The organism is Pseudomonas sp. TMW22091 (genome assembly GCF_022496705.1).
In the GTDB taxonomy this organism is placed as follows: Bacteria; Pseudomonadota; Gammaproteobacteria; order Pseudomonadales; family Pseudomonadaceae; genus Aquipseudomonas; species Aquipseudomonas saxonica.
Window position 1 is genome coordinate 1 of record NZ_SCFI01000004.1, and the last position, 23929, is coordinate 23929.

Genomic DNA, 23929 nt, shown 5'->3' on the forward strand with positions numbered 1-23929 from the left:
TCGTGCGGCCGATATTGAAGTGCTCGCACAATGCTTTGATGTTAGCGCCTTCAGCTGAGGCCAAGGCGACGAATTCGAGACGAAGATCCATGGCGGACACCTCTTTCCAGGACACATCACACCTCCTAAGGGTCAATGTGTCCTATTAAAAGTGTTCGCGATGTCTCCGAACATTGTGTTCGCTATGTCCCCGGTCCATACAGGGAGAGGGTTAGGGTGAGGGGCTTTACGCCTACGACTACAAAACGATCGGCCGACGCCCGGAAAACGAGTGAGCCAAGGTTCCGCCATCCACCAGCTCCAACTCGCCGCCCAACGGCACACCGTGGGCAATACGCGAGGCGATCAACCCCTTGTTGCTCAACAACTGGGCAATGTAATGCGCTGTCGCTTCACCCTCCACCGTTGGGTTGGTCGCCAGAATCACCTCTCTGAAGGTCCCTTGCTCGGCAATGCGCGCCATCAATTGCGGAATCCCGATGGCCTCCGGCCCCAACCCATCCAGAGGCGACAAATGCCCCTTGAGCACGAAATAACGTCCGCGGTAGCCGGTCTGCTCAACGGCATATACATCCATCGGCCCTTCCACCACACAGAGCAAGGTGTCATCACGGCGCACATCGGCGCACTGCGGGCACAGGTCATCTTCGGTCAAGGTTCTGCACAGACGGCAATGCCCCACGCCGTCCATAGCCTGGCTCAAGGCTAGCGCCAAACGCGACCCGCCACTGCGATCACGCTCCAGCAATTGCAGGGCCATGCGCTGTGCGGTTTTTTGACCCACACCCGGCAAGGTACGCAGGGCATCGATCAATTGGCGAATAAGGGGGCTAAAGCTCATAAGGAAAGGTCCGACAAAACAACGAGAAGCGGTTTATACCCGCAGGGTGAAACCAGGTCAAATACCCGTAAAACAGGCAAAAAAATGCCAGGCGCGGGGCCTGGCATTTCAGCGCCTTAGAACGGCATCTTCATGCCCGGCGGCAGTTGCATGCCAGCGGTAACGCCCGACATTTTGTCCTGGCTGTTGGCTTCGATCTTGCGCACGGCGTCATTGACGGCAGCGGCGAACAAGTCTTCCAGCACTTCGCGATCATCTTCACTCACACCTTCCAGCAGTGTCGGGTCGATGCTGACGCGCTTGATGTCGTGGCGACCGGTCATCACCACCGTCACCATGTCGCCACCCGCTTTACCGGTGACTTCGGCGTTGGCCAGTTCTTCCTGCATCTTGGCCATTTTTTCCTGCATTTGCTGCGCCTGCTTCATCAGGCCGGCCATGCCACCTTTCATCATGGGAATCACCTCAAACGTTATTTGGACAATGCACCCGCGGCTTTAAGAACCCCGAGCTGTAAATGTATACCTTTGCCGTCAGGAGGCCTTGGCCTCTTCAACGTCGACAGGCTGGATCGTATCGTCGCGAACTGCCGCACCGAACTGTTCAATCATTTTTTGCACCAGCGGATCTGCGTAAATCGACTCTTCAGCCAGACGCTGTCGCTCTGCCCGAAAGCGTGCCGCTGCCTGAGCCGGGGTTTCCTGCTCTGGCTTGACCAGCTCAATAGTGACTTTGAGTGTGCGCTGGTGGTACTGGTTCAGTGCATCATTGAGTCGGCGCTGCTGGGTCGCGTTAAACAGCGCACTGTGCGCCGGGTCCAGATGCAAAAGCCAGTTATCCCCTTCCACCGCAATCAAGGTGCAGTTGGCACCAATGCTCGCGGTCATCCCCGATACCGGTAATTTGGGGAACATATTCAGCCATTCAAGGGCCAGGCCCGTGGCTGGCATTGCCGCCGGCATAGGTTCCGGCTCTGGCGCAGGTTCTGCGGCATGCTCGCTGGCCAACTCATCCAGGTAGCTGTAGGCAGCCGAGTCCATGTCCGGCTCGATGTAGTCTTCATCCAGCGGCGGCTCGTCATCGCGATCCATCCCCGACAACGCGGCGTCAACCTGATCCACCGTGGGCTCAGGCATGGACGGCGCCACCCACTCTGGGGCGTCCGGCACCACACTGTCGGGCGTCGGCAACGGCATCGGCGGCAGTTCGGGCGGTTCGCTGACCGTATCCAGCATCGGCTCAGGCACTGGCGTGTCATCGACCACCGGAACAGACGGCTCGTTCCACGGCAAGTCCACCGGCGGTGGCGCAGTTACTTTGGGCGCTTCTACAGGTGCCGGTGCAGTCTCGACCACCGGCTCTGGCGTGGGCTCCTCAACAACCACTGCCTTGGCGGCTGGAGCAACAGGTGTTGGCGCCGCCACGGATTGAGCGGAATCAACTGTGGCCTGGCTGATCCCCACTGGCTTTAGCGGCTGACTCGGCGAGTCTGTCGCATCTGCCGGGCGGAAGGCCAGCATGCGCAGCAAGACCATCTCAAAGCCGCCTCGCGGGTCGGGCGCCAGCGGCAAATCGCGCCGGCCAATCAGGCCCATCTGATAATAAAACTGCACGTCTTCCGCCGGCATCGCCTTGGCCAGCGCCAGCACGCGATCACGATCGCCGTGACCGTTGTCGACACCCTCAGGCAACGCCTGAGCAATGGCAACGCGGTGGAACACGTTGAGAATTTCGGACAGCACGCCATTCCAGTCCGGGCCTTGCTCGGCCAAATGACGAACCGCCTCAAGCAATGCCCGCGCATCCCCTTCAATCAAGGCATGCAGCAGATCGAATACCTGACCATGGTCGAGGGTGCCGAGCATCGCCCGCACATCCGCCGCCAGCACTTTACCTTCACCAAAGGCAATGGCCTGATCGGTGAGGCTCATGGCGTCACGCATCGAGCCGTCGGCCGCACGGCCCAACAACCACAGCGCGTCGTCTTCGAACGGCACGTTCTCGACACTCAGCACATGGCTCAAGTGTTCGACCACGCGCTCAGGGGTCATGTTTTTCAGCGAGAACTGCAAGCACCGAGAAAGGATGGTGGCGGGCAGCTTTTGCGGATCGGTCGTCGCCAGAATGAACTTGACGTAGGGCGGCGGCTCTTCAAGTGTTTTCAACAGCGCATTGAAGGAATGGCTGGAGAGCATGTGCACTTCGTCGATCAGGTAGACCTTGAAGCGCCCACGGCTCGGGGCGTACTGCACGTTGTCGAGCAGCTCGCGGGTATCTTCCACCTTGGTGCGGCTGGCGGCGTCGATTTCGATCAGGTCGACAAAGCGCCCTTCATCAATCTCCCGGCACACCGAACACTCGCCGCATGGCGTCGAGGTAATACCTGTTTCACAGTTCAGGCATTTGGCGATGATCCGCGCAATGGTGGTCTTGCCGACACCTCGCGTCCCGGTAAACAGGTAGGCGTGATGCAGGCGCTGACTGTCCAGGGCGTTGATCAGAGCCTTGAGCACATGGGTCTGGCCGACCATTTCGCGGAACGAGCGCGGACGCCATTTACGTGCAAGAACCTGATAACTCATTGATAACCGTCGCGTCTGAAAAGCGGAAGGGGCTAATGCTAGCGGAGCAAGGGCAAAATTGCATCCGATGCGCACTTTAAACTGCTTGGTGCAGTTGAAGTACGTTTTCTGCGCCCACAAAAAAATGTCGACTGAGGCATAAAGCGTCGATTGATTTTTAGATGAGGGAGATGCTGAATTTCTGACTAAAAGCCCTGCGCAAATGAGGACTTCTAAAATGGAGGCAACCCCACCAGCCACACCCCGGCACACAATGTTCCCGCTGTGGCTGCTTCCTTCCGGATCTGACCAGGTTCACGGGTAATCGTTGCGGAGGGACCGATAGGGTCACCATAACAACATCCGCTTGGCAGCGAACGGCGCCATTGTACCTGTCTGAGAAAAACTTACAACCGCCATGACCGAATAAAAAAATGAGCCGTCTCAATGACTTGGATTCAGAGGTGGCGGTCTCTCTCTCGAAGGCCTGTTCGCGGTCAAGCAGCGAACACTTAATCGCGTAGCCGCTGACGAGTCGTCAGCGGCACGGATTGCTCCAAACGCTAAATCGAAATCCCTTGCTGCGCCAGGAACGCGACAAAGGCCTCTTCATCCAGCACTTTAAGCCCAAGCTCATTGGCCTTGACCAGCTTGGAGCCTGCGCCCGGCCCCGCAACCACGCAGTGGGTCTTGCCAGACACCGAACCCGACACCTTGGCGCCCAGGCTCTCAAGCTTGTCCTTGGCCACATCCCGGCTCATCAACTCCAGCGAACCGGTCAACACCCAGGTCTGCCCGGCCAGTGGCAAGCCTTCAACCGCCTTTTTCTCGCTCTGCCAATGCATGCCGAACTCACGCAGTTGCGCCTCGACCGCCAGTGCCATGCGAGCATTTTCGGCATTGTCGAAGAATTCCCGCACCGCCTTGGCCTGCTTCTCTGGCAGCGCTTGGCGCATATCGAGCCAATCGGCATTGATCACCGCTTCAAGGGAGCCAAATTTATCCGCCAGCTTCTGCGCACCGCCCGGCCCCACAGACGGAATATGCAATTTGTCGATCAGACCACCGAGCGTGGCGCTGGCCGCGAACTCGGCACCCAGCTCGCCCTGATCCTGCAATTCAAGCCCCCGCTCAAGCAGTTGGGCGATCACTTGCTGGTTGTGCGCGTCGCTGAAGAAACTGTGAATCTCGTGAGCCACTTCCAGCCCGACATCCGGCAGATAGGTGAGCACTTGCGGCAAGGCACGTTGCACACGCTCCAGCGAGGCCAACGAACGGGCCAGAACTTTCGCCGTTTCTTCACCCACATCCGGAATACCCAGCGCATAGATAAAGCGCGCCAGGGTCGGCCGCTTGCTGTCAGCGATTGCCGCGAGCAAATTCTTGCTCGACAGTTCGGCAAAGCCTTCCAGGTCGACAATCTGCTCGAAGGTCAGGGTGTACAGGTCGGCAGGTGAGCTCACCAGACCTTCGTCCACCAGTTGCTCCACGCTCTTTTCGCCCAGGCCTTCGATGTCCATCGCCCGGCGCGACACAAAATGAATAATCGCCTGCTTGAGCTGCGCCCCACAGGCCAACCGACCGACACAGCGGTACACCGCTCCTTCACTGATGGTTTCGCGGCCCTTGCTGCGTTTGATCAATTGCGTGCGCTCAACGTGCGAGCCGCACACTGGGCACTTCTCAGGAATATGCACGGGACGCGCATCGGCAGGCCGACGCTCAAGCACCACCTGCACAACTTGCGGAATCACATCGCCTGCACGGCGGATAATCACCGTATCGCCAATCATCAACCCCAAACGCGCCACTTCGTCCATGTTGTGCAAGGTAGCGTTGGACACCGTTACACCGGCGACTTTCACCGGCTTGAGGCGCGCCACGGGCGTGACCGCGCCGGTACGGCCCACCTGAAACTCCACATCCAGCAGCTCGGTCAGCTCTTCCATTGCCGGGAATTTATGTGCAATGGCCCAGCGCGGTTCACGCGCGCGAAAGCCCAACTCGCGTTGTGATGCCAGGCTGTTGACCTTGAACACTACGCCGTCAATTTCATACGGCAGCGACACACGGCGCTCGCCAATGTCACGGTAGTAATCCAGGCATTCGCCGATGCCCTTGGCCAGCTTCAGCTCATGACTGATGGGCATGCCCCATTGCTGCAACTGTTTAAGGTTGCCGATGTGAGTATCCGAGATATCTTCAGACACCTGCCCCAACCCGTAGCAACAAAACTCCAGCGGGCGGCTGGCGGTAATTTTCGAGTCCAGCTGACGCAGGCTGCCCGCCGCCGCATTACGCGGGTTGGCAAACGTCTTGGCGCCCACAGCCAACTGAGACTCATTGAGACGCTCAAAACCCGCCTTGGACATAAACACTTCACCGCGCACTTCCAGCACGGCGGGCCAGCCACTGCCATGCAGCTTGAGCGGGATGTTACGCACCGTGCGCACATTGACGCTGATGTCTTCACCCGTAGTGCCATCACCACGGGTTGCACCGCGCACCAGAACGCCATCCCGATACAGCAGACTGACCGCCAGACCATCGAGCTTGGGTTCGCAGCTGTATTCGACTTCAGCGCCGCCACCGAACAGATCACCTGCAGGCATGTCCAGGCCATCGCGCACACGACGATCAAAGTCACGCATGTCGGTTTCTTCAAAGGCGTTCCCCAAACTCAGCATCGGCACTTCGTGACGCACCTGAGTGAAGGCAGACAACGCCGCGCTGCCGACCCGCTGGGTCGGTGAATCAGCCGTGATCAGCTCGGGATGCTCCGCTTCCAGCGCTTTGAGCTCGTTAAACAAACGATCGTATTCAGCGTCCGGAATGCTCGGCTCGTCCAGCACGTGGTAGCGATAGTTGTGCTGATCCAGTTCAGCACGCAGCTCTAGAATGCGGGTATTGGCGGCGGTCATGGCGGGTGTTCTCTCACAAAGCAAAAGAGCAGCCAGGGCTGCTCTTGAGTTATTCATTTCATTTGTCAGTGGGGGCCAGCGCACCAGCCCCCCCTCTGCTCAGCGTTTTTGGGTCAGGGCACGACGCTCGAATTCGACGATGCGCTGACGATAATGTTCGATGGTCTGTGCCGTCAAAACACTGCGCTGGTCATCTTTAAGCTCACCGTTGAGCTCTTGGGCCAGCTTGCGGGCAGCCGCCACCATGACATCAAAGGCCAGCTTAGGATTACGCGGCCCCGGCAAGCCGAGGAAGAAGCTGACCGCAGGGGTACTGAACAGGTCGATATCGTCCAGATCAAACACACCCGGCTTCACGGCATTGGCCATGGAGAACAGCACTTCACCGTTGCCAGCCATGCTTTCGTGGCGATGGAAAATATCCATCTCACCAAATCGCAGGCCGCTTTCGAGAATGTTCTGCAACAACGCAGGCCCTTTGAAGCCATTGGTGTCACGGCTGATGACGCTAATGACCAACACTTCCTGAGCTTCTGGCTGAGGCTGGGCTTTCTCTTCACTGGCCGATACCGCAGGCGTCGAGCGACCACGCGGCTTGGCGTCATGAACAAAGTCATCATCTCGAGCGCTGAGGCTCGGGCCATCATCTTCAAGATCAAGGTTGAGGTTCAAATCACCCTGGCTTGGCTCGCCTGAACGCTTGCTGCGCTTGGCGCCTTTATCACGGGCCGGCATGCTGACCGATGGCAAATCATGCTCATCGAGCTGCGGCTCTTTATGACCCGGAGTGTCCAAAACCCGGGAAGGACCGAGCAACTCAGCACTGGTCTCCTCGTCCGGGGCATTTGAAAAGCTGCGATCCAGGCGAAACTTAAGTTTGCCTTTGCCACCGCGCATACGGCGCCAGCCATCAAAAAGAATACCGGCGATGACCACTATGCCGATGACGATCAGCCACTCGCGCAGACCGATTTCCATGTAATCCCGTGCCCCTAAAAAAATGATTCTATGAAGAAGAGCCTAAAGCCCTTTAAAACGTGGCGCCAACTCTATGTTCTGAATGGCGTTTTGCCCACGTACAAAAAATGAAACGCTAAATTAGCACGACCAAAGATAACTTTACACCGTCCGTCGCAATGAGCTAATGCCGTGTGACCTTCGCTCTATAAACAAATTCGGTCAAATTTCCAGGAAATCACTTACTAACAAAATATTTCGCCCTTACATGCTTATAGCTCATGCATCGACCATTGCCATTGCCTCCTCGACATCGACCGCTACCAGACGCGAGCAACCGGGCTCATGCATTGTCACGCCCATCAACTGATCGGCCATCTCCATGGCGATTTTATTGTGGGTGATGTAAATGAACTGCACGGTCTGCGACATCTCTTTAACCAGTCGGGCATAACGGCCCACGTTGGCATCATCAAGCGGTGCATCGACTTCATCGAGCATGCAAAACGGTGCCGGATTGAGTTTGAAAATGGCAAAAACCAAGGCCAGAGCCGTCAGTGCTTTCTCGCCACCGGACAGCAAATGGATCGTGCTGTTCTTCTTGCCCGGTGGACGCGCCATGATCGTTACCCCTGTATCGAGTAAATCTTCGCCCGTCAGTTCCAAGTAAGCGCTGCCACCACCGAAAACTTTTGGGAAAAGCGCCTGTAATCCACCATTTATCTGATCAAAGGTATCTTTGAAGCGACTGCGCGTCTCTTTGTCGATCTTGCGAATCACGTTTTCCAGCGTTTCGAGCGCCTCGACCAGATCGGCATCCTGGGCATCCAGATAACGCTTGCGCTCGGACTGCTGCTGATACTCATCAATGGCTGCCAGGTTGATTGCACCCAGACGCTGAATACGCGCAGCAATGCGCTCCAATTCTTCTTCGGCCTGCTGTTCATTGATCTCGTCATTGAGGGTGGCAAGCACACCATGCAAGTCATAACCATCGGCCAGCAACTGATCTTGCAGCGTGGTGCGTCGCACGGTCAGCGCCTGCCACTCCATGCGCTGCTGTTCAAGCTGGCCGCGAATCAACTGCGACTGCTGCTCTGCCTGATTACGACGCTTTTCAGCCTCGCGCAATTCGCGGTCGGCATCTTCAAGGGCCGCCTGAGCCACCTTAAGCTCTTCATCCACGGTCAAGCGTTTGTCGAGCAACTCTTCGAGTTTAAGACGCAGCTCTTCAAGAGGGGCTTCGCCCTCCTCCAGATTAAGGTTGAGCTGTTCACGCTTCTCGGCCAGGCGTTCGGCCTGCATTTCAAGCCGTTCAAGGGCCTGACGGGTGGAATCGTGCTGCGCTTTTAGCGAGCCCAATCGAACGGCCAACTGGTGCGCATGATCCTTGTGCTGACGCGCTTCCTGGCGCACCCGATCGAGCCGCTCGCGCAAGCTGTCACGCTGAGCCAGCAGCAATTCGCGCTGCTGGGTATCGGTGGCCATGGCGTCCAGCGCGTCCTGAAGCTGCAAGCGAGATTCACCCACGTGCTCGTGCTCCAAGGCACGCTGTTCGCCCAACTCGGCCAGCTCTTCATCGAGGCGGCGACGACGCAAGGTCAATTGCTCGACCTTGGCTTTACTGGCCGACAGCTTTGCCTTGATCTCTCCTTGCTGACGGGCTTCGTCCTGCAAGCGACGGCGAACCTGCTCCCGAGCCTCTTCTTGCGTCAGTTGCTGCTCACGCAGGTGCTGCAAGTGCTCTTCAAGAGTCGCCAGGGTGGCTTCACGCTCATCGCGCTCCAGGCCCAGACGCTGGATTTCCTGACCGCGCGCCAACACGCCGCTTTCAGCCTCGCTGGCACGGCGCACCCGCAGAAAGTTTCGCCCCACCCAATACCCGTCGCGGCTGATCAGGCTTTGACCGTCAGCCAATTGATTGCGTAAAGCCAGCGCCTGCTCAAGGGTCTCCACCGGCTTGACCTGACCCAGCCACGGTCCCAGGTCAAAGTCAGCTTCAACCTTATCCAGCAAGCTGCCAGCCATTCGCTCAGCCTGAGTACCGGCACTGAACAGACGCAAGTCACCTTGAGAAAACCCGGGAAGATCAAGCGCAGCAAAATCATCCACCAGCACGGCCTGAAGGTCGGCCCCCAGTACGGTTTCAACGGCAAGCTCCCAACCCGCCTCAACTCGCAACCCTTCGGCCAGACGCGGACGCTCGGCCAGATGCTGCTCACGCAGCCACTCACCGGCACCCGTGCCCGGATCCAACGCCGCTTGTTGCAAGGCTTCAAGGGAAGCCAGACGACCATTGAGGCGCTGCAGCTCGCCTTGTGCCTGCTGTTGATTCTGCGTGGCCTGCTGCAAGTCATGCCGCACCTGCTCAAGCCGCTCAACCAGTTGTTCTTCAGCCGCTTGCAGTTCTTCGTGGGTCAGCTCGCTGGTGGCCAGTAATTCGCTCAGCTCAAGAATGGCCGCGTCTTCAGGGTCTGCCGCCAGCAAGGCACGCTCTTCTGCCAAGCGGCGCTGACGCTCAGCCACGCGCTCCATGCTGGTCTCCAGCTGCTGGATACGGGCCTGCAAGATTTCAGACTGACGCTGCGGTTCAGCCGAACGCAGATTGAACGCATCCCACTGCTCCTGCCAGCCGTGCATGGTGTGTTCAGACTCTTCCAGCGCGGCGGCGGCCTCTTCAGCCGCTGCGCTGGTCAGCTCTTGCTCGGGTGCGAGCATTTCCAACTCTTCACCCAAGGTTGCCAACATCGTGCGGTCATGCCCCAGGTGCGACTCGGTTTCAAGGCGCGAGCGTTCCGCTTCACGCAAATCGTCTTGCAACTGGCGCAAACGCTGCTGACCGTGCTGAATACTTTGTTCCACCCGAGCAATGTCGCCACCGACCGAATAGAAGCGTCCCTGCACCAAATTGAAGCGCTCTGACAGATCATGGTGCCCATCACGCAAGCGCTCGATGCTGGCATCGGCATTACGCTGCTCAGCCACCAAGGCTTCGAAGCTGACTTCCTGAGTCCCAATGACCGCTTCGCGCTGCCCGACCTGATCGTTCAGCGCCTGCCAGCGCAGGGCCGACAGCTGTGCTTTGAGCTGGCGCTCTTCGCCTTTGTACTCCTGATATTTCTCAGCGGCCTGCGCCTGACGGTGCAAGCGCTCAAGCTGACGCCCCAGCTCTTCTCGCAGGTCGGTTAGACGGGCGAGGTTTTCATGGGTACGACGAATACGGTTTTCAGTCTCGCGGCGGCGCTCCTTGTACTTGGAGATGCCGGCCGCCTCTTCGATAAAGTTGCGCAAGTCTTCGGGCTTGGACTCGATCAGCTTCGAGATCATGCCCTGCTCAATGATCGAATAACTGCGCGGGCCAAGGCCGGTGCCGAGGAAAATATCGGTGATATCGCGTCGACGACACTTGGTGCCATTGAGGTAATAGGTGGTCTGGCTGTCGCGAGTCACTTTACGGCGAATGGAAATTTCAGCGTAAGCCGCGTACTCGCCCAATAAAGTGCCATCGGAGTTATCGAAGACCAGTTCGATACTGGCCTGACTGACCGGCTTGCGGGTTGTGGAGCCATTGAAAATGACGTCCGTCATCGACTCGCCACGCAGGTTTTTAGCCGAACTCTCGCCCATTACCCAGCGTACGGCATCGATGATGTTCGACTTGCCGCATCCGTTAGGACCAACCACCGCGGCCATATTGCTCGGGAAGTTAACCGTGGTCGGATCGACGAAAGACTTGAAGCCAGCCAGCTTGATACAGGTCAGACGCACGCTCAGGCACCCGTCAAGGCAGACAACACCAGCGCACAACTGCGCTGGGAGTAGCAGCTCAGGACCACTCGAACTTGCGGCAAATCACGCGCCAGCACGGCCTCCAGCAACTGCGCGAACAGGGCCAGAAACTCGCTCATCTCGGCCTTGCGCTGTTCCAGTGCCAGGTAATAGGCACGGCTCATGGCTGGCTGCAGGTTTTCGACGGTTTCCTGCAAGTACGGGTTATCCGCAAATGGATACGCCGCACGCATCACATTGAAGCTTTCCTCAACAAAGGCGCTGATGTCCTGACGCTCCAGGCAGGCGGTCAAACGCTGCTGGATTTGCAGGAACGGGCCCAGGTCGGCAGGCACCGACCAGCGCTGGGCCACGGCGTTACCGAGCAAGATGTACATCTCGCTCATTAACGTACACAGGCTCTGCACATTGTGCGTGGTCAGCTCAGTCACTTGGGCGCCGCGCCGAGGCAGGATGGCGATCAAATGGCGGCGTTCAAGGATCAGCAATGCTTCGCGCACAGAACCACGGCTGACATTAAGCGCCAGCGTGACCTTCTGTTCTTGAATACGCTCCCCAGGCTTGAGCTCCCCGCGAATGATCCGTTCGGCGAGGTGGTGAGCGATTTGCTCGGCGAGGCTATCCGGCGCCTTGAACGTCATGTTTTACCTTCAGAATCTTTGATCAGTGCAAGCGGCGCAGTGTAACTCAGTTGATACGTACTCGCGCAGAGGCCCAAGGGCCCAATTTGGCACGATTTAAGCAATTAAATCGGGTGGATATGAATTCCAGGGATCGCCGAAGGCCATTTGTTGACCCGAAGGTCAGCTTTGACTAGATTCAGTAGATCCCGCTTGAAGAAAAATAATGATTTTGCGAGGTGATGCGTGATCCAGTTCCTACTTAACCAGACATTGCGCACTGAGCACGCACTGGATCCGAATATTACCGTGCTGGAGTACTTGCGCGAGCATGCGCACAAACCCGGTACCAAGGAGGGATGCGCCAGCGGCGACTGCGGCGCCTGCACCGTCGTAGTCGGCGAGCTGCATACCAATCAGGAAGGCGCCGAGCAATTGCGCTACCGCAGCATTAATGCGTGCCTGACCTTTGTATCGACCCTTCACGGCAAACAACTGATCAGCGTCGAAGACCTCAAGCATCAAGGCCAACTGCACAGCGTGCAACGCGCAATGGTGGACTGCCACGGCTCGCAGTGTGGTTTTTGCACGCCGGGGTTTGTCATGTCGCTGTTCGCCCTGCAAAAAAACACCACGGGCAATCATGATGGCCAGCAAGCCCACGAAGCCCTCGCCGGCAACCTGTGTCGCTGTACAGGGTACAGGCCGATTCTGGCAGCCGCCGAACAGGCCTGCTGCTCTCGCCAACCGGACCAATTTGATGCGCACCACAGCCAGACTCTCAACCGGCTTAAAGCCATCGCAACCGCACCGCCCGCTGAGCTGCACAAAGATGACAAACGCTGCCTGTCGCCCCTGACCATCGACGATCTGGCCGAACTGTATCAAGCGCAGCCACAAGCACGCCTGCTGGCGGGCGGGACTGATCTGGCACTGGAAGTGACTCAGATGCATCGCCCGCTAACGGTCATGATTCATGTCGGCAATGTGGCCGACATGAAGCACATCGAACGCGTCGGCGATCAGCTGGAAATCGGCGCTGCCGTCACGCTGACAGACGCTTATGCAACGCTCACAACTGAATACCCGGACTTCGGGGAGTTGCTGCACCGCTTTGCCTCACTGCAAATTCGCAATCAAGGCACGTTGGGCGGCAACATTGGCAATGCTTCACCGATTGGCGACACCCCGCCCCTGCTCATTGCACTCGGCGCGCAGCTAGTCCTGCGCAAAGGTGCAGTTCGTCGCACGCTGGCGATTGAAGATTTCTTTATCGACTACCGAGTGACAGCCCGTCAGGAAGGCGAGTTTATTGAAAAGATCGTCATACCCTGCGCCAAACCTGGCCATACCTTTCGCGCCTACAAAGTATCCAAACGCCTGGATGACGACATCAGCGCCGTCTGTGCAGCCTTCAACCTGCGCATCGACCAGGGCCGAGTAGCCGAGGCACGCATTGCCTATGGCGGCATGGCGGGAACGCCCAAACGGGCCATCAGCTGCGAAGCCGTTTTGCTGGGTTCACCCTGGAACTCAGCCACCGTTGAGCATGCCTGCGCCGCACTGGCCGACGATTTCACCCCGCTCTCCGACTTTCGCGCCAGCAAGGAATACCGCCTGTTGAGCGCGCAAAACCTGCTGCGCAAATATTTCATCGAGCAGCAAACACCCCACCTCGAAACGCGGGTGACCGCTTATGTCTAACCAGCACAAGACCGAACCGACACAAGCCGAGCTCAGCGCCCTCTTCCAGCAAGACCTGAAGACCGGTGTGGGCCGTAGCGTCAAACACGACAGCGCCGAGAAACACGTGTCCGGTGAAGCGCAGTACATCGACGATCGCCTGGAGTTTCCTAACCAGTTGCATCTCTACGCACGCCTGTCCGACCGTGCTCACGCCAGAATCCTCAGAGTTGATACCTCGCCTTGCTATGCCTTCGATGGCGTTCGGCTGGTGATCACCCACACCGATATTCCCGGCCTGAAAGACATTGGCCCGCTACTGCCCGGCGACCCGCTGCTGGCCATCGACACCGTCGAGTTTGTTGGCCAACCGGTGCTGGCTGTGGCCGCATACGACCTGGACACCGCCCGCAAAGCCGCGATGGCAGCCATTATTGAGTACGAAGATCTGGAACCCGTGCTTGATGTGGTGGAGGCCTTGCGCAAAAAGCATTTTGTGCTCGACAGCCACACCCACCAACGCGGCGATTCCAGCAGCGCCCTGAGCAAAGCCACTCATCGGCTGCAAGGCAATTTGCACATTGGCGGGCAAGAACACTTCTACCTGGAAACGCAAATTTCTTCTGTCATGCCCACCGAAGATGGCGGGATGATCGTTTACTGCTCGACGCAGAATCCGACTGAAATCCAGAAACTGGTGGCCGAAGTCCTCGACGTTTCAATGAACAAAATCGTCGTCGACATGCGTCGAATGGGCGGAGGCTTTGGCGGTAAGGAGACACAGGCCGCTAGCCCGGCTTGCTTGTGCGCAGTGGTGGCACGGCTGACTGGCCAGCCGACAAAAATGCGCTTGCCGCGTGTGGAAGACATGATGATGACCGGCAAGCGTCATCCGTTTTACATCGAATATGACGTCGGTTTTGATGATCAAGGCCGACTGCAAGGGATCCAGCTGGATTTGGCGGGCAACTGCGGCTATTCACCGGACTTGTCCAACTCTATCGTTGACCGCGCCATGTTCCATGCCGACAACGCCTATTACCTGGGCGACGCGACCATCAACGGCCATCGTTGCAAGACCAACACCGCTTCAAACACCGCCTACCGTGGCTTTGGTGGGCCACAAGGGATGGTGGCCATTGAAGAAGTCATGGACCGTATCGCCCGCCATTTGGGACTCGACCCGCTGACCGTGCGCAAGGCCAACTACTACGGCAAGACCGAACGCAACGTGACCCACTATCACCAGACCGTGGAACACAACCTGCTCGAAGAAATGACCGCGGAACTGGAAGCCAGCAGCCAGTACGCAGAGCGGCGCGAAGCGATCATAGCCTTCAACGCCAGCAGCCCCATCCTGAAAAAAGGCCTGGCATTGACCCCGGTCAAATTCGGCATTTCCTTTACCGCCAGCTTTCTCAATCAGGCCGGCGCACTGATCCACATTTACACCGATGGCAGCATCCACCTTAATCACGGCGGCACCGAGATGGGCCAAGGCCTCAACATCAAGGTTGCGCAAGTGGTGGCCGAGGTATTCCAGATCGACGTCAGCCGGGTGCAAATCACTGCGACCAATACCGACAAAGTGCCTAACACCTCACCTACCGCAGCCTCCAGCGGCAGCGATCTGAACGGCAAGGCTGCGCAAAACGCCGCTGAAATCATCAAGCAGCGTCTGGTGACCTTTGCGGCTGATAAATATCAAGTCGAGCATCAGTCGGTGGTTTTCCGCAATGGCCAAGTACGCATTGGCGAACAACTGCTGAGCTTTGAAAGCCTGATCCAGCAGGCGTACTTCGGCCAAGTGTCGCTGTCGAGCACGGGCTACTACAAAACACCGAAGATTTTCTATGACCGCACCCAGGCACGCGGCAGGCCGTTCTACTATTTCGCCTTTGGCGCCGCCTGCGCCGAAGTCATCATCGACACCCTGACCGGCGAATACAAAATGCTGCGCACCGACATCCTGCACGACGTCGGCGCCTCGTTAAACCCGGCCATCGATATAGGTCAGGTCGAAGGCGGCTACCTCCAGGGTGCTGGCTGGCTGACCATGGAAGAACTGGTGTGGAACGCCAAAGGCAAACTCATGACCAATGGCCCGGCCAGCTACAAGATCCCGGCCGTCGCCGACATGCCGCTGGACTTGCGCGTCACCTTGGTCGAAAACCGCAAAAACCCGGAAGACACGGTATTCCACTCCAAGGCCGTGGGCGAGCCACCGTTTATGCTCGGCATCGCTGCGTGGTGCGCCATCAAGGACGCCGTCGCCAGCCTGGCGGATTACCGCGTGCACCCCAGCATCGACGCACCGGCTACGCCCGAACGCGTGCTGTGGGGCTGCGAGCAAATGCGCAAACACAGGGTGAATACACACCGTACTCATGAAGCCGTCGCTGTCGAAGGACATTGCCATGAATAACTGGATAAGCGCCCTCGCCGACTTGCAGCAACAAGGCGAACCTTGCGTGCTGGTCACCATCATCGAAGAACTCGGCTCGACCCCTCGCAATGCCGGCTCGAAAATGGTGGTCAGCGCCACCCGCACCTACGACACCATCGGTGGCGGGCATCTGGAATACAAAGCCATGACCATTGCCCGCGACATGCTCGAAAGCGGCAAACAAGACACTCAACTGCAGCGCTTCAGCCTGGGCGCCAGTCTGGGCCAGTGTTGCGGGGGTGCCACCGTGTTGCTGTTCGAACCGATGGGGCAGGTGCAGGCGCAGATCGCCGTGTTTGGCGCAGGCCACGTAGCGCGCGCCTTAGTGCCGCTGCTTGCCAGCCTGCCCTGCCGCGTGCGCTGGATCGACTCACGCGAGCTGGAATTCCCCGAGCACATTCCGTCGGGCGTGCGTAAAATCGTCACCGATGAACCCGTCGACGAAATAGCTGACCTGCCAGCCGGTTGCTACTGCATCGTGATGACGCATAATCACGCTTTGGATCTGGAACTCAGCGCCGCACTGCTCAAACGCAACGACTTTACTTATTTTGGCTTGATCGGCTCCAAAACCAAGCGCGTAAAGTTCGAGCATCGCCTGCGCGATCGAGGTATCAGTCCACAACACCTGCAGCGCATGCGCTGCCCGATGGGGTTGAGTGAAGTCAAAGGCAAGTTGCCTGTTGAAATTGCCATTTCCATCGCCGGCGAAATTATCGCCACCTACAATGCCCATTTCGGCCAGCACACCGCCCGCGCCGAACCCATTACGCACTTGCTGCCGTCATCAAGACGCAGCCACGCCACGACTTGAGAAACGTCATGACCCGCAAAGCCTACCGCGCCGCCATTTTGCACAGCATCGCCGACCCTGCCGAAGTCGGAATAGAAGCGTCCTACGAGTACTTCGAAGACGGCTTGCTGGTGGTTGAGAACGGTCAGATCAGCGATGTCGGCCACGCCAGTGAACTGCTGGCGACGCTGGCCAGCGACACCCCCATCACCGAATACACCGACGCGCTGATAACGCCGGGCTTTATCGACACCCACATCCATTTTCCGCAGACCGGCATGATCGGCGCCTATGGCGAACAATTACTGGACTGGCTGAACACCTACACATTCCCGTGCGAAAAGCAGTTCGCCGACAAGGCGCACGCCGACGAAGTCGCGGATATTTTCCTGAAGGAGCTGCTGCGCAACGGCACCACCACCGCACTGGTATTTGGTAGCGTTCACCCGCAATCGGTTGACGCCCTGTTTGAAGCCGCCCAACGTCTGGACCTGCGCTTGATCGCCGGCAAAGTGATGATGGACCGCAATGCGCCCGAGTACCTGACCGACACCGCCGAATCCGGCTACAGCGAAAGCAAAGCCCTGATCGAGCGCTGGCACGGCAAAGGCCGCCTGCATTACGCCGTCACTCCCCGCTTCGCCCCCACCAGCACCCCTGAGCAGCTGACGCTGGCCGGCAAACTGCTGGGCGAATACCCGGACGTGTACCTGCATACCCATATCAGCGAGAACCTGCAGGAAATCGAGTGGGTGAAGTCGCTTTTCCCTGAACGCAAAGGCTATCTGGATGTGTACGACCACTACCAACTGCTGGGTGAGCGCTCAGTGTTTGCCCACGGCGTGCACCTGTGTGATGAAGAGTGCGCACGGTTGGCAGAAACAGGTTCAGCTGTCGCATTCTGCCCGACGTCCAACCTGTTTTTGGGCAGTGGTTTGTTCAACTTGCCGATGGCTGAAAAGCACAAACTCAATGTCGGTTTGGGAACGGATGTGGGTGCCGGCACCAGCTTTTCGCTGCTCAACACCCTGAACGAAGCCTATAAGGTCATGCAACTGCAAGGCGCCCGCCTCAACCCGTTCAAGTCGCTGTATCTGGCGACCCTGGGCGGAGCACGGGCACTGCGTCTTGAAGACCGTATCGGTAACCTGCAACCGGGCAGCGATGCCGATTTCCTGGTTCTCGACTACAACGCCACGCCATTGATGAGCTATCGCCTTCAGCAGTCGAAAAACATCGCTGAAACCCTGTTCGTATTGATGACCCTGGGCGACGACCGCACCGTGAAAGAGACCTATGCAGCGGGCAATTTGGTGCACGCACGCTAAGGACAAGCCTCAACCCGTAGCAGCTGCCGAAGGCTGCGTCCGGCGGCGCAGCCGTCGTAAAGTCGCAGAATGCGTTATTTCTGATTGGCCGCACTCACCCAATTTACGATCACTGCGTGATCGGACGTCGCCTTCGGCAACTGCTACGAAAAGCTCAGAGTTTGGGGGCTGAACGTGAATTTTTACCTTTGGTTTGCAGCAAGTGCGAAAACACCGCATGCAAATCATCCGACGCGCTTTCTTCGTCGAGGTTGAGCTTGCTGTCGATGTGATCCATGTGGTGCATCATCAAATGCACCGCCTGCTTGGCATCCCGCGCTTCAATGGCGTCGATCAATTGCATGTGCTCGTCGTATGAGCAGTGCGAACGGTTGCCACTCTCGTACTGGGCAATAATCAAGGACGTCTGCGACACCAGACTGCGCTGGAAGCTGATCAAGGGCGCATTCTTGGCCGCCTCGGCCAGCTTGAGGTGGAACTCACCCGAAAGCCGAATGCCAGCCCCGCGATCACCTCGCGAAAAACTGTCGCGCTCGTCCTGCACCATGCCGCGTAGCTGCGACAAATCCTCGGCCGTAGCATGCACAACCGCCAATTCCGTGATCGCCTTTTCAACCAGTCGACGGGCGAAAAACACCTGGCGTGCTTCCTCTACGCTAGGGCTCGCCACCACCGCGCCACGATTGGGCCGCAATAACACGACGCCCTCGTGAGCCAGACGGGACAGTGCGCGTCGAATAATGGTGCGACTCACCCCAAAGATTTCGCCCAGCGCTTCTTCGCTCAACTTTGTGCCAGGCGCCAGACGCTGTTCGAGGATCGCCTCGAAAATATGCGCGTAGACGATGTCATCCTGGGTTCCAGTGCGGCCGGTCTTGCCTGCACGGGGTTGTTTCTTGAGAGGCTGCAACTGTTCGTTCATGGGCACTCGTGTGGGAAAGCGGCGGCGAATAGGCGCTACGTTAATACGTAAACGGACGTCGCTGACAGAGAATTAATGCGAAAAAAACAGCACGCATTGTACACAACCAGCAGTGCCAGTACGACTGTACGGTCATTTGCGCCACCGTCTGTATGGCAACGAAATGTAACGTTTGCGCTTAGGCTGACGCCAGCGCCATCGCAACCGTACTTATTCAAGAACAAGGACTCTCGCTTCATGAACGACGCCACTCTGCCGCGCCTGCATCCGCTGACCGATACGTCACCCTCGGCGGTGGTTGCCGGCTTTATCGCCATGATGACCGGTTACACCAGCTCGCTGGTGCTCATGTTCCAGGCCGGTCAGGCAGCGGGCCTGAGCAGCGGGCAAATTTCTTCGTGGATCTGGTCGCTATCCATTGGCATGGCGGTGTGCAGCATAGGCTTGTCGCTGCGTTATCGCACGCCCATCACCATTGCCTGGTCGACACCCGGTGCCGCACTGCTGATTACCAGCCTGGGTGGCGTCAGGTATGACGAGGCCATCGGTGCGTACATCACCTGTGCAGTGCTGGTGATCATTTGCGGCATGACCGGCAGCTTCGAGCGGCTGGTCAAACGCATACCGGCGTCACTGGCGGCGGCTTTGCTGGCCGGCATCCTGTTCAAAATCGGCAGTGAAATATTCGTCGCAGCCCAACACCGCACCGGGCTAGTAATCGGCATGTTCGCCACCTACCTGATCGTGAAGCGCCTGACCCCACGCTATGCCGTTTTGGCGGCATTGGTGGTCGGCACACTGCTCTCGGGCTTGCTCGGGCTGCTGGACTTCAGCGGTTTTGCTCTGGAGGTGGCCATACCCGTGTGGACCACGCCTTCATTCTCGCTGGCGGCCACCATCAGCATCGGCATCCCTTTATTTGTGGTCGCCATGACGTCGCAAAACATGCCGGGGATTGCAGTGCTGCGCGCCGATGGCTACACCGTCCCCGCCTCCCCGCTGATCACTACCACGGGCGTGGCCTCGCTACTGCTGGCGCCCTTTGGCTCCCACGGCATCAACCTCGCCGCGATCAGCGCCGCCATCTGCACCGGGCCGCATGCGCACGAAGACCCGAAAAAACGTTACACGGCGGCGATGTGGTGCGGGATTTTCTACGGTATTGCCGGCATCTTTGGGGCCACACTGGCGGCACTGTTCGCCTCCTTGCCCAAAGAACTGGTGTTGTCGATTGCAGCACTGGCCCTGTTCGGCTCCATCATCAATGGCTTGACCATCGCCATGAGCGAAGCGAAAGAACGCGAAGCGGCGCTTGTTACCTTCATGGTGACCGCTTCCGGCATGACACTGTTTTCAGTAGGCTCGGCGTTCTGGGGCATCGTCGCAGGGGTGTTGACCTTGATGATCTTGAACTGGAAAGCCAAGTAGGGGCTGTCGGTCAACCCTTTAGATCGCCATCGCGCCACCATCGACCGCCAATGCATGCCCGGTGGTGAACGCGGCACCGTCGGAGCACAAATACAAAACGGCACTGGCGACTTCTTCAACGGTGCCGATACGTCCCACCGGGTGAATGGCTGCCGCAAACTCAGCCTTTTTGGGATCAGATTCGTAGGCCCGGCGGAACATATCGGTATCGATCACCGCCGGGCACACCGCATTGACGCGAATATGCTTTTTGGCATATTCGATGGCCGCCGACTTGGTCAGCCCAATCACCGCATGCTTGGACGCCGAGTAAATACTCATCTTCGGCGCTGCTCCCAACCCTGCCACAGACGCAGTATTGACGATTGCACCACCGCCCTGAGCCATCAATAGCGGCAACTGATACTTCATACACAACCAGACGCCTTTAACATTGACGCCCATGATGGCGTCGAATTCGTCCTGCGTGCCGTCAGCCAGGCGCCCCTGTTCAATTTCAATACCGGCATTATTGAAGGCGTAGTCAAGGCGACCGTAAATCAGCAACACCTGCTCCATCAGATGCTTCACATCCAGTTCGCGGGTCACATCGCACGGCACACAGTGCGCGTTACCACCCGCAGCCCGAATGAGCTCAACGGTCTGCTCGGCGCGCGGCACATCGACATCAGCCACTATCACGCTCAAACCCTCAGCGGCAAAGGCCAACGCGGTGGCGCGCCCAATGCCAGCACCGGCTCCGGTGATCACCACAACCTGACCGGAAAACGTCATGCTCATTATTCTTGTCCTCACAGGGGTACAGGCTCTCAAGCCAGGAAACGCTACGCTGTCGTCTATCAAGCGCTTATTTATCGAAGTGATAAACACCCGACCACAATAATCACTCAAACTGATAAAAAACCATTCGTAACTCAGCAGGCACTTGCTCACCGCTTCAAGAAGGTCTATCAACAGGCTTTGTCTTTAACGCTGAGAGCCTGCGATGACCACCGAGACCAACCGCCAATTTCTTCTCGCCAAACGCCCCGTTGGTGCAGCCACCCGCGATACCTTCACGTACCAGCAAGTGCCGGTCGGGCAACCGAAAGAAGGCCAGATTCTGGTCAAAAATCAATACCTGTCCCTCGACCCGGCGATGCGTGGCTGGATGAATGAGGGCAAATCCTATATTCCGCCTGTGGGCCTGGGTGAAGTCATGCGCGCTCTTGGGGTCGGCGAAGTAATTGCCTCCTGCCACCCGGACTTTGCTGTTGGCGACTATGTGAATGGCGCCTTGGGCGTACAGGATTACTTCCTCGGAGAACCCCAGGGCTTTTACAAGGTCGATCCAAAACTTGCCCCCTTGCCGGTGTATCTGTCTGCACTGGGCATGACAGGGATGACGGCCTACTTTGCATTACTCGAGGTCGGCGCACCTAAAGCCGGTGACACGGTTGTGATTTCGGGAGCAGCAGGCGCGGTGGGCAGTATTGCCGGGCAAATAGCCAAGCTTAAAGGCTGCCGTGTGGTCGGCATTGCCGGGGGTAAAGAGAAATGCAAAGTGCTGATCGAAGAACTCGGCTTTGACGGGGTTATCGACTACAAGAACGAAGACGTCATCGCGGGCCTTAAACGTGAATGCCCCAAAGGGGTCGACGTGTATTTTGACAACGTCGGTGGCGACATCCTCGACGCAGTCCTGAGCCAACTGAACTTCAAGGCCCGCGTCATCATCTGCGGCGCCATCAGCCAGTACAACAACAAAGAGGCTGTAAAAGGCCCGGCCAACTACCTGTCATTGCTGGTCAACCGCGCGCGCATGGAAGGCTTTATCGTGATGGACTACGCCGACCGCTATGTCGCTGCGGGGCAAGAAATGGCGGGATGGTTGGCCAAAGGCCAATTGAAAAGCAGAGAACATATTGTCGAGGGTCTGGAAACGTTCCCGGAAACCCTGATGAAGTTGTTCAGCGGTGAGAACAACGGCAAATTGATTCTAAAGGTCTGAAATCGTAATCGCTGCCGCGTAAATGCGGCAGCGATTACTGACTCTTAAGCCAGCTCAGCAACCACTGCAGCGAGAGCCTTGGCCGGGTCCGCTGCCTGGCTGATCGGACGGCCAATCACCAGATAATCCGAGCCTGCATCCAGCGCCTGACGCGGCGTCAGAATACGACGCTGGTCATCGACAGCACTGCCCGCTGGGCGAATACCCGGCGTCACCAATTGCAGCGACGGGTGTGCAGCCTTCAGGGCTTGTGCTTCCAGAGCCGAACAAACCAGACCATCCATGCCGGCTTTTTGCGCCAGGGCTGCCAGGCGCAATACCTGCTCCTGTGGCTCGATATCCAGGCCAATACCGGCCAAGTCTTCGCGCTCCATACTCGTCAACACCGTCACACCGATCAGCAGCGGCTGTGGGCCAGTACGCTTGTCGAGCACTTCACGGCAAGCAGCCATCATGCGCAAACCGCCCGAACAGTGAACATTGACCATCCACACACCCATCTCGGCAGCCGCTTGAACAGCCATTGCGGTGGTGTTGGGAATGTCATGGAATTTAAGGTCGAGGAATACTTCAAACCCCTTGTCACGCAACGTGCCGACAATTTCTGAAGCACAGCTGGTGAACAGCTCTTTACCCACTTTGACGCGGCACAACTTGGGGTCCAACTGATCGGCCAGTTTCAGTGCGGCGTCGCGCGTAGGAAAATCCAGGGCAACGATAATAGGAGTCTGGCAGTCGGACATTAGCGGGTTCTCAGGCTGGTCGAAATCGGCGCGCATTGTAGCGGAACCAGCCGCTCTCCGGCACCCGATGATCGAATTTTCACGATTTTAATCCCGGTGGCCCCATAGAGTGCTATTTGGAATAACCGGCCTACAATTGAACCACTGAACATCACCTTACTCACATATGAAAGAACGCCCGCTGGGTAAACCTCTTGCCCAGCGTATAACCCTTCAAGGAGAACACAATGCCGTGGTATGCCTGGTTAATTCTGATCGTTGCCATCGGCGCCATCGTTGGCGCATTGATGACCCTGCGTGAGACAGCCAACAAAGTCGAGCTGACTGAAGAACAGCGTAAGCGTGTTGCCGAGCGTAATGCTGAAATGGATGCGAAAGAGAACAAGGACGGGTGAGATTGCGGGTGGTTTGAGCGGTAATTTTGAAGCGGCTGCAATCACAAACCTTAAACTTGGAAACGAAAAAGGCCAGTCAATGACTGGCCTCAAGCATTCAAGTAACCGGTTTAATTAACCGCTACCTTGTCGCGATTTTTTTCATAAATGGCTTTGCCAATGCCTTTCACTTCCAGCAACTCATCAGCAGAAGTGAACTCACCATTAGCCTCACGGTACGCCACAATGGCTTTGGCCTTGGCGGCGCCTACACCGGAGAGCTCACGCTGGAGTGTCACCTCATCGGCCGTATTGAGGTTGATCGTGACCAACTCCGCATCCGGCAAGATGTTCGCAGCTACAATCGGATCAGCACCAACTGGCGCAGGAGACGCATGAACTCCGCTGGAGATACCGACCACCAAAGCCAAAAACATCGAAGAAATTAAGGCACTACGCATAAATGACACTCCATTACATCGTTAAGTGGAAACAGCTTTCCTGAGCTGTACTCCAAACGTAGGCGATGGCTA

General features: G+C 57.7%; 18 protein-coding genes and 1 other RNA gene. 7 read left to right on the forward strand and 12 right to left on the reverse strand.

Annotated features, from left to right (window positions below; genetic code table 11):
- Positions 1 to 238: 238 nt before the first annotated feature.
- The 8 genes from recR to EQV93_RS09155 form a co-directional block, all read right to left on the reverse strand.
- Positions 239 to 841, reverse strand: coding sequence for a recombination mediator RecR (gene recR / locus EQV93_RS09120; protein ID WP_146383717.1), 603 nt, complete (start codon positions 839 to 841; stop codon positions 239 to 241).
- A gap of 116 nt (positions 842 to 957) precedes the next feature.
- Positions 958 to 1296 carry a YbaB/EbfC family nucleoid-associated protein gene (locus EQV93_RS09125; protein ID WP_122783037.1) on the reverse strand — a complete coding sequence of 113 codons (339 nt, stop codon included), beginning with the start codon at positions 1294 to 1296 and terminating at the stop codon, positions 958 to 960.
- A gap of 78 nt (positions 1297 to 1374) precedes the next feature.
- On the reverse strand, positions 1375 to 3423 hold the full coding sequence (gene dnaX / locus EQV93_RS09130; protein WP_240891414.1) for a DNA polymerase III subunit gamma/tau: 2049 nt from the start codon (positions 3421 to 3423) through the stop codon (positions 1375 to 1377).
- A 227-nt stretch (positions 3424 to 3650) separates the two neighbouring features.
- Positions 3651 to 3747, reverse strand: an RNA gene (ffs, locus tag EQV93_RS09135) — signal recognition particle sRNA small type.
- A gap of 218 nt (positions 3748 to 3965) precedes the next feature.
- On the reverse strand, positions 3966 to 6323 hold the full coding sequence (ligA, locus tag EQV93_RS09140; RefSeq protein WP_240891415.1) for an NAD-dependent DNA ligase LigA: 2358 nt from the start codon (positions 6321 to 6323) through the stop codon (positions 3966 to 3968).
- 99 nt (positions 6324 to 6422) lie between these two features.
- Positions 6423 to 7301, reverse strand: coding sequence for a cell division protein ZipA (zipA, locus tag EQV93_RS09145; protein ID WP_122783330.1), 879 nt, complete (start codon positions 7299 to 7301; stop codon positions 6423 to 6425).
- Between the two features lie 258 nt (positions 7302 to 7559).
- On the reverse strand, positions 7560 to 11048 hold the full coding sequence (smc, locus tag EQV93_RS09150; protein ID WP_240891416.1) for a chromosome segregation protein SMC: 3489 nt from the start codon (positions 11046 to 11048) through the stop codon (positions 7560 to 7562).
- A gap of 2 nt (positions 11049 to 11050) precedes the next feature.
- Positions 11051 to 11710, reverse strand: coding sequence for a GntR family transcriptional regulator (locus EQV93_RS09155; RefSeq protein WP_122783328.1), 660 nt, complete (start codon positions 11708 to 11710; stop codon positions 11051 to 11053).
- Between the two features lie 225 nt (positions 11711 to 11935).
- On the opposite strand from EQV93_RS09155, the gene xdhA reads away from it, so the two are divergent.
- The 4 genes from xdhA to guaD are packed head-to-tail and all read left to right on the forward strand — an operon-like array spanning position 11936 to position 17939.
- Positions 11936 to 13393: a xanthine dehydrogenase small subunit gene (xdhA, locus tag EQV93_RS09160; RefSeq protein WP_146383721.1), complete on the forward strand. Its 1458-nt coding sequence runs from the start codon at positions 11936 to 11938 to the stop codon at positions 13391 to 13393.
- Positions 13386 to 15797 carry a xanthine dehydrogenase molybdopterin binding subunit gene (gene xdhB / locus EQV93_RS09165; protein ID WP_240891417.1) on the forward strand — a complete coding sequence of 804 codons (2412 nt, stop codon included), beginning with the start codon at positions 13386 to 13388 and terminating at the stop codon, positions 15795 to 15797. Before xdhA ends, xdhB begins: the two co-directional genes overlap by 8 nt.
- A complete protein-coding gene (xdhC, locus tag EQV93_RS09170) occupies positions 15790 to 16632 on the forward strand; it encodes a xanthine dehydrogenase accessory protein XdhC (protein ID WP_122783325.1) in 843 nt (280 codons plus the stop codon). Before xdhB ends, xdhC begins: the two co-directional genes overlap by 8 nt.
- Positions 16633 to 16640: 8 nt before the next feature.
- Complete coding sequence (gene guaD, locus EQV93_RS09175; RefSeq protein ID WP_240891418.1) at positions 16641 to 17939, forward strand: guanine deaminase; 1299 nt, start codon at positions 16641 to 16643, stop codon at positions 17937 to 17939.
- A 154-nt stretch (positions 17940 to 18093) separates the two neighbouring features.
- On the opposite strand, the gene EQV93_RS09180 is transcribed toward guaD, so the two are convergent.
- Complete coding sequence (locus tag EQV93_RS09180; protein WP_122783323.1) at positions 18094 to 18861, reverse strand: GntR family transcriptional regulator; 768 nt, start codon at positions 18859 to 18861, stop codon at positions 18094 to 18096.
- Positions 18862 to 19098: 237 nt separating this feature from the next.
- Here EQV93_RS09180 and EQV93_RS09185 point away from each other — a divergent pair, with 237 nt between their 5' ends.
- Entirely contained in the window at positions 19099 to 20289 is a 1191-nt protein-coding gene (locus tag EQV93_RS09185; protein WP_146383724.1) for a benzoate/H(+) symporter BenE family transporter, read from the forward strand.
- 18 nt (positions 20290 to 20307) lie between these two features.
- Here EQV93_RS09185 and EQV93_RS09190 read toward each other — a convergent pair whose 3' ends face one another.
- Positions 20308 to 21069, reverse strand: coding sequence for an SDR family oxidoreductase (locus tag EQV93_RS09190; protein ID WP_122783321.1), 762 nt, complete (start codon positions 21067 to 21069; stop codon positions 20308 to 20310).
- Positions 21070 to 21274: 205 nt separating this feature from the next.
- On the opposite strand from EQV93_RS09190, the gene EQV93_RS09195 reads away from it, so the two are divergent.
- Positions 21275 to 22279 (forward strand): NADP-dependent oxidoreductase, encoded by a 1005-nt coding sequence (locus EQV93_RS09195; RefSeq protein ID WP_146383726.1) that lies wholly within the window; start codon positions 21275 to 21277, stop codon positions 22277 to 22279.
- A 44-nt stretch (positions 22280 to 22323) separates the two neighbouring features.
- Here the strand turns inward: EQV93_RS09195 and pyrF are convergent, their stop codons facing one another.
- Positions 22324 to 23022 (reverse strand): orotidine-5'-phosphate decarboxylase, encoded by a 699-nt coding sequence (gene pyrF, locus EQV93_RS09200; RefSeq protein WP_167654241.1) that lies wholly within the window; start codon positions 23020 to 23022, stop codon positions 22324 to 22326.
- Positions 23023 to 23249: 227 nt separating this feature from the next.
- Between pyrF and EQV93_RS09205 the strand changes: the two genes are divergently transcribed.
- Positions 23250 to 23417, forward strand: a complete 168-nt coding sequence (locus EQV93_RS09205) for a DUF2897 family protein (RefSeq protein WP_122783318.1) — start codon at positions 23250 to 23252, stop codon at positions 23415 to 23417.
- A gap of 110 nt (positions 23418 to 23527) precedes the next feature.
- Here the strand turns inward: EQV93_RS09205 and EQV93_RS09210 are convergent, their stop codons facing one another.
- Positions 23528 to 23857 carry a ComEA family DNA-binding protein gene (locus EQV93_RS09210; RefSeq protein WP_122783317.1) on the reverse strand — a complete coding sequence of 110 codons (330 nt, stop codon included), beginning with the start codon at positions 23855 to 23857 and terminating at the stop codon, positions 23528 to 23530.
- Positions 23858 to 23929 lie beyond the last annotated feature (72 nt).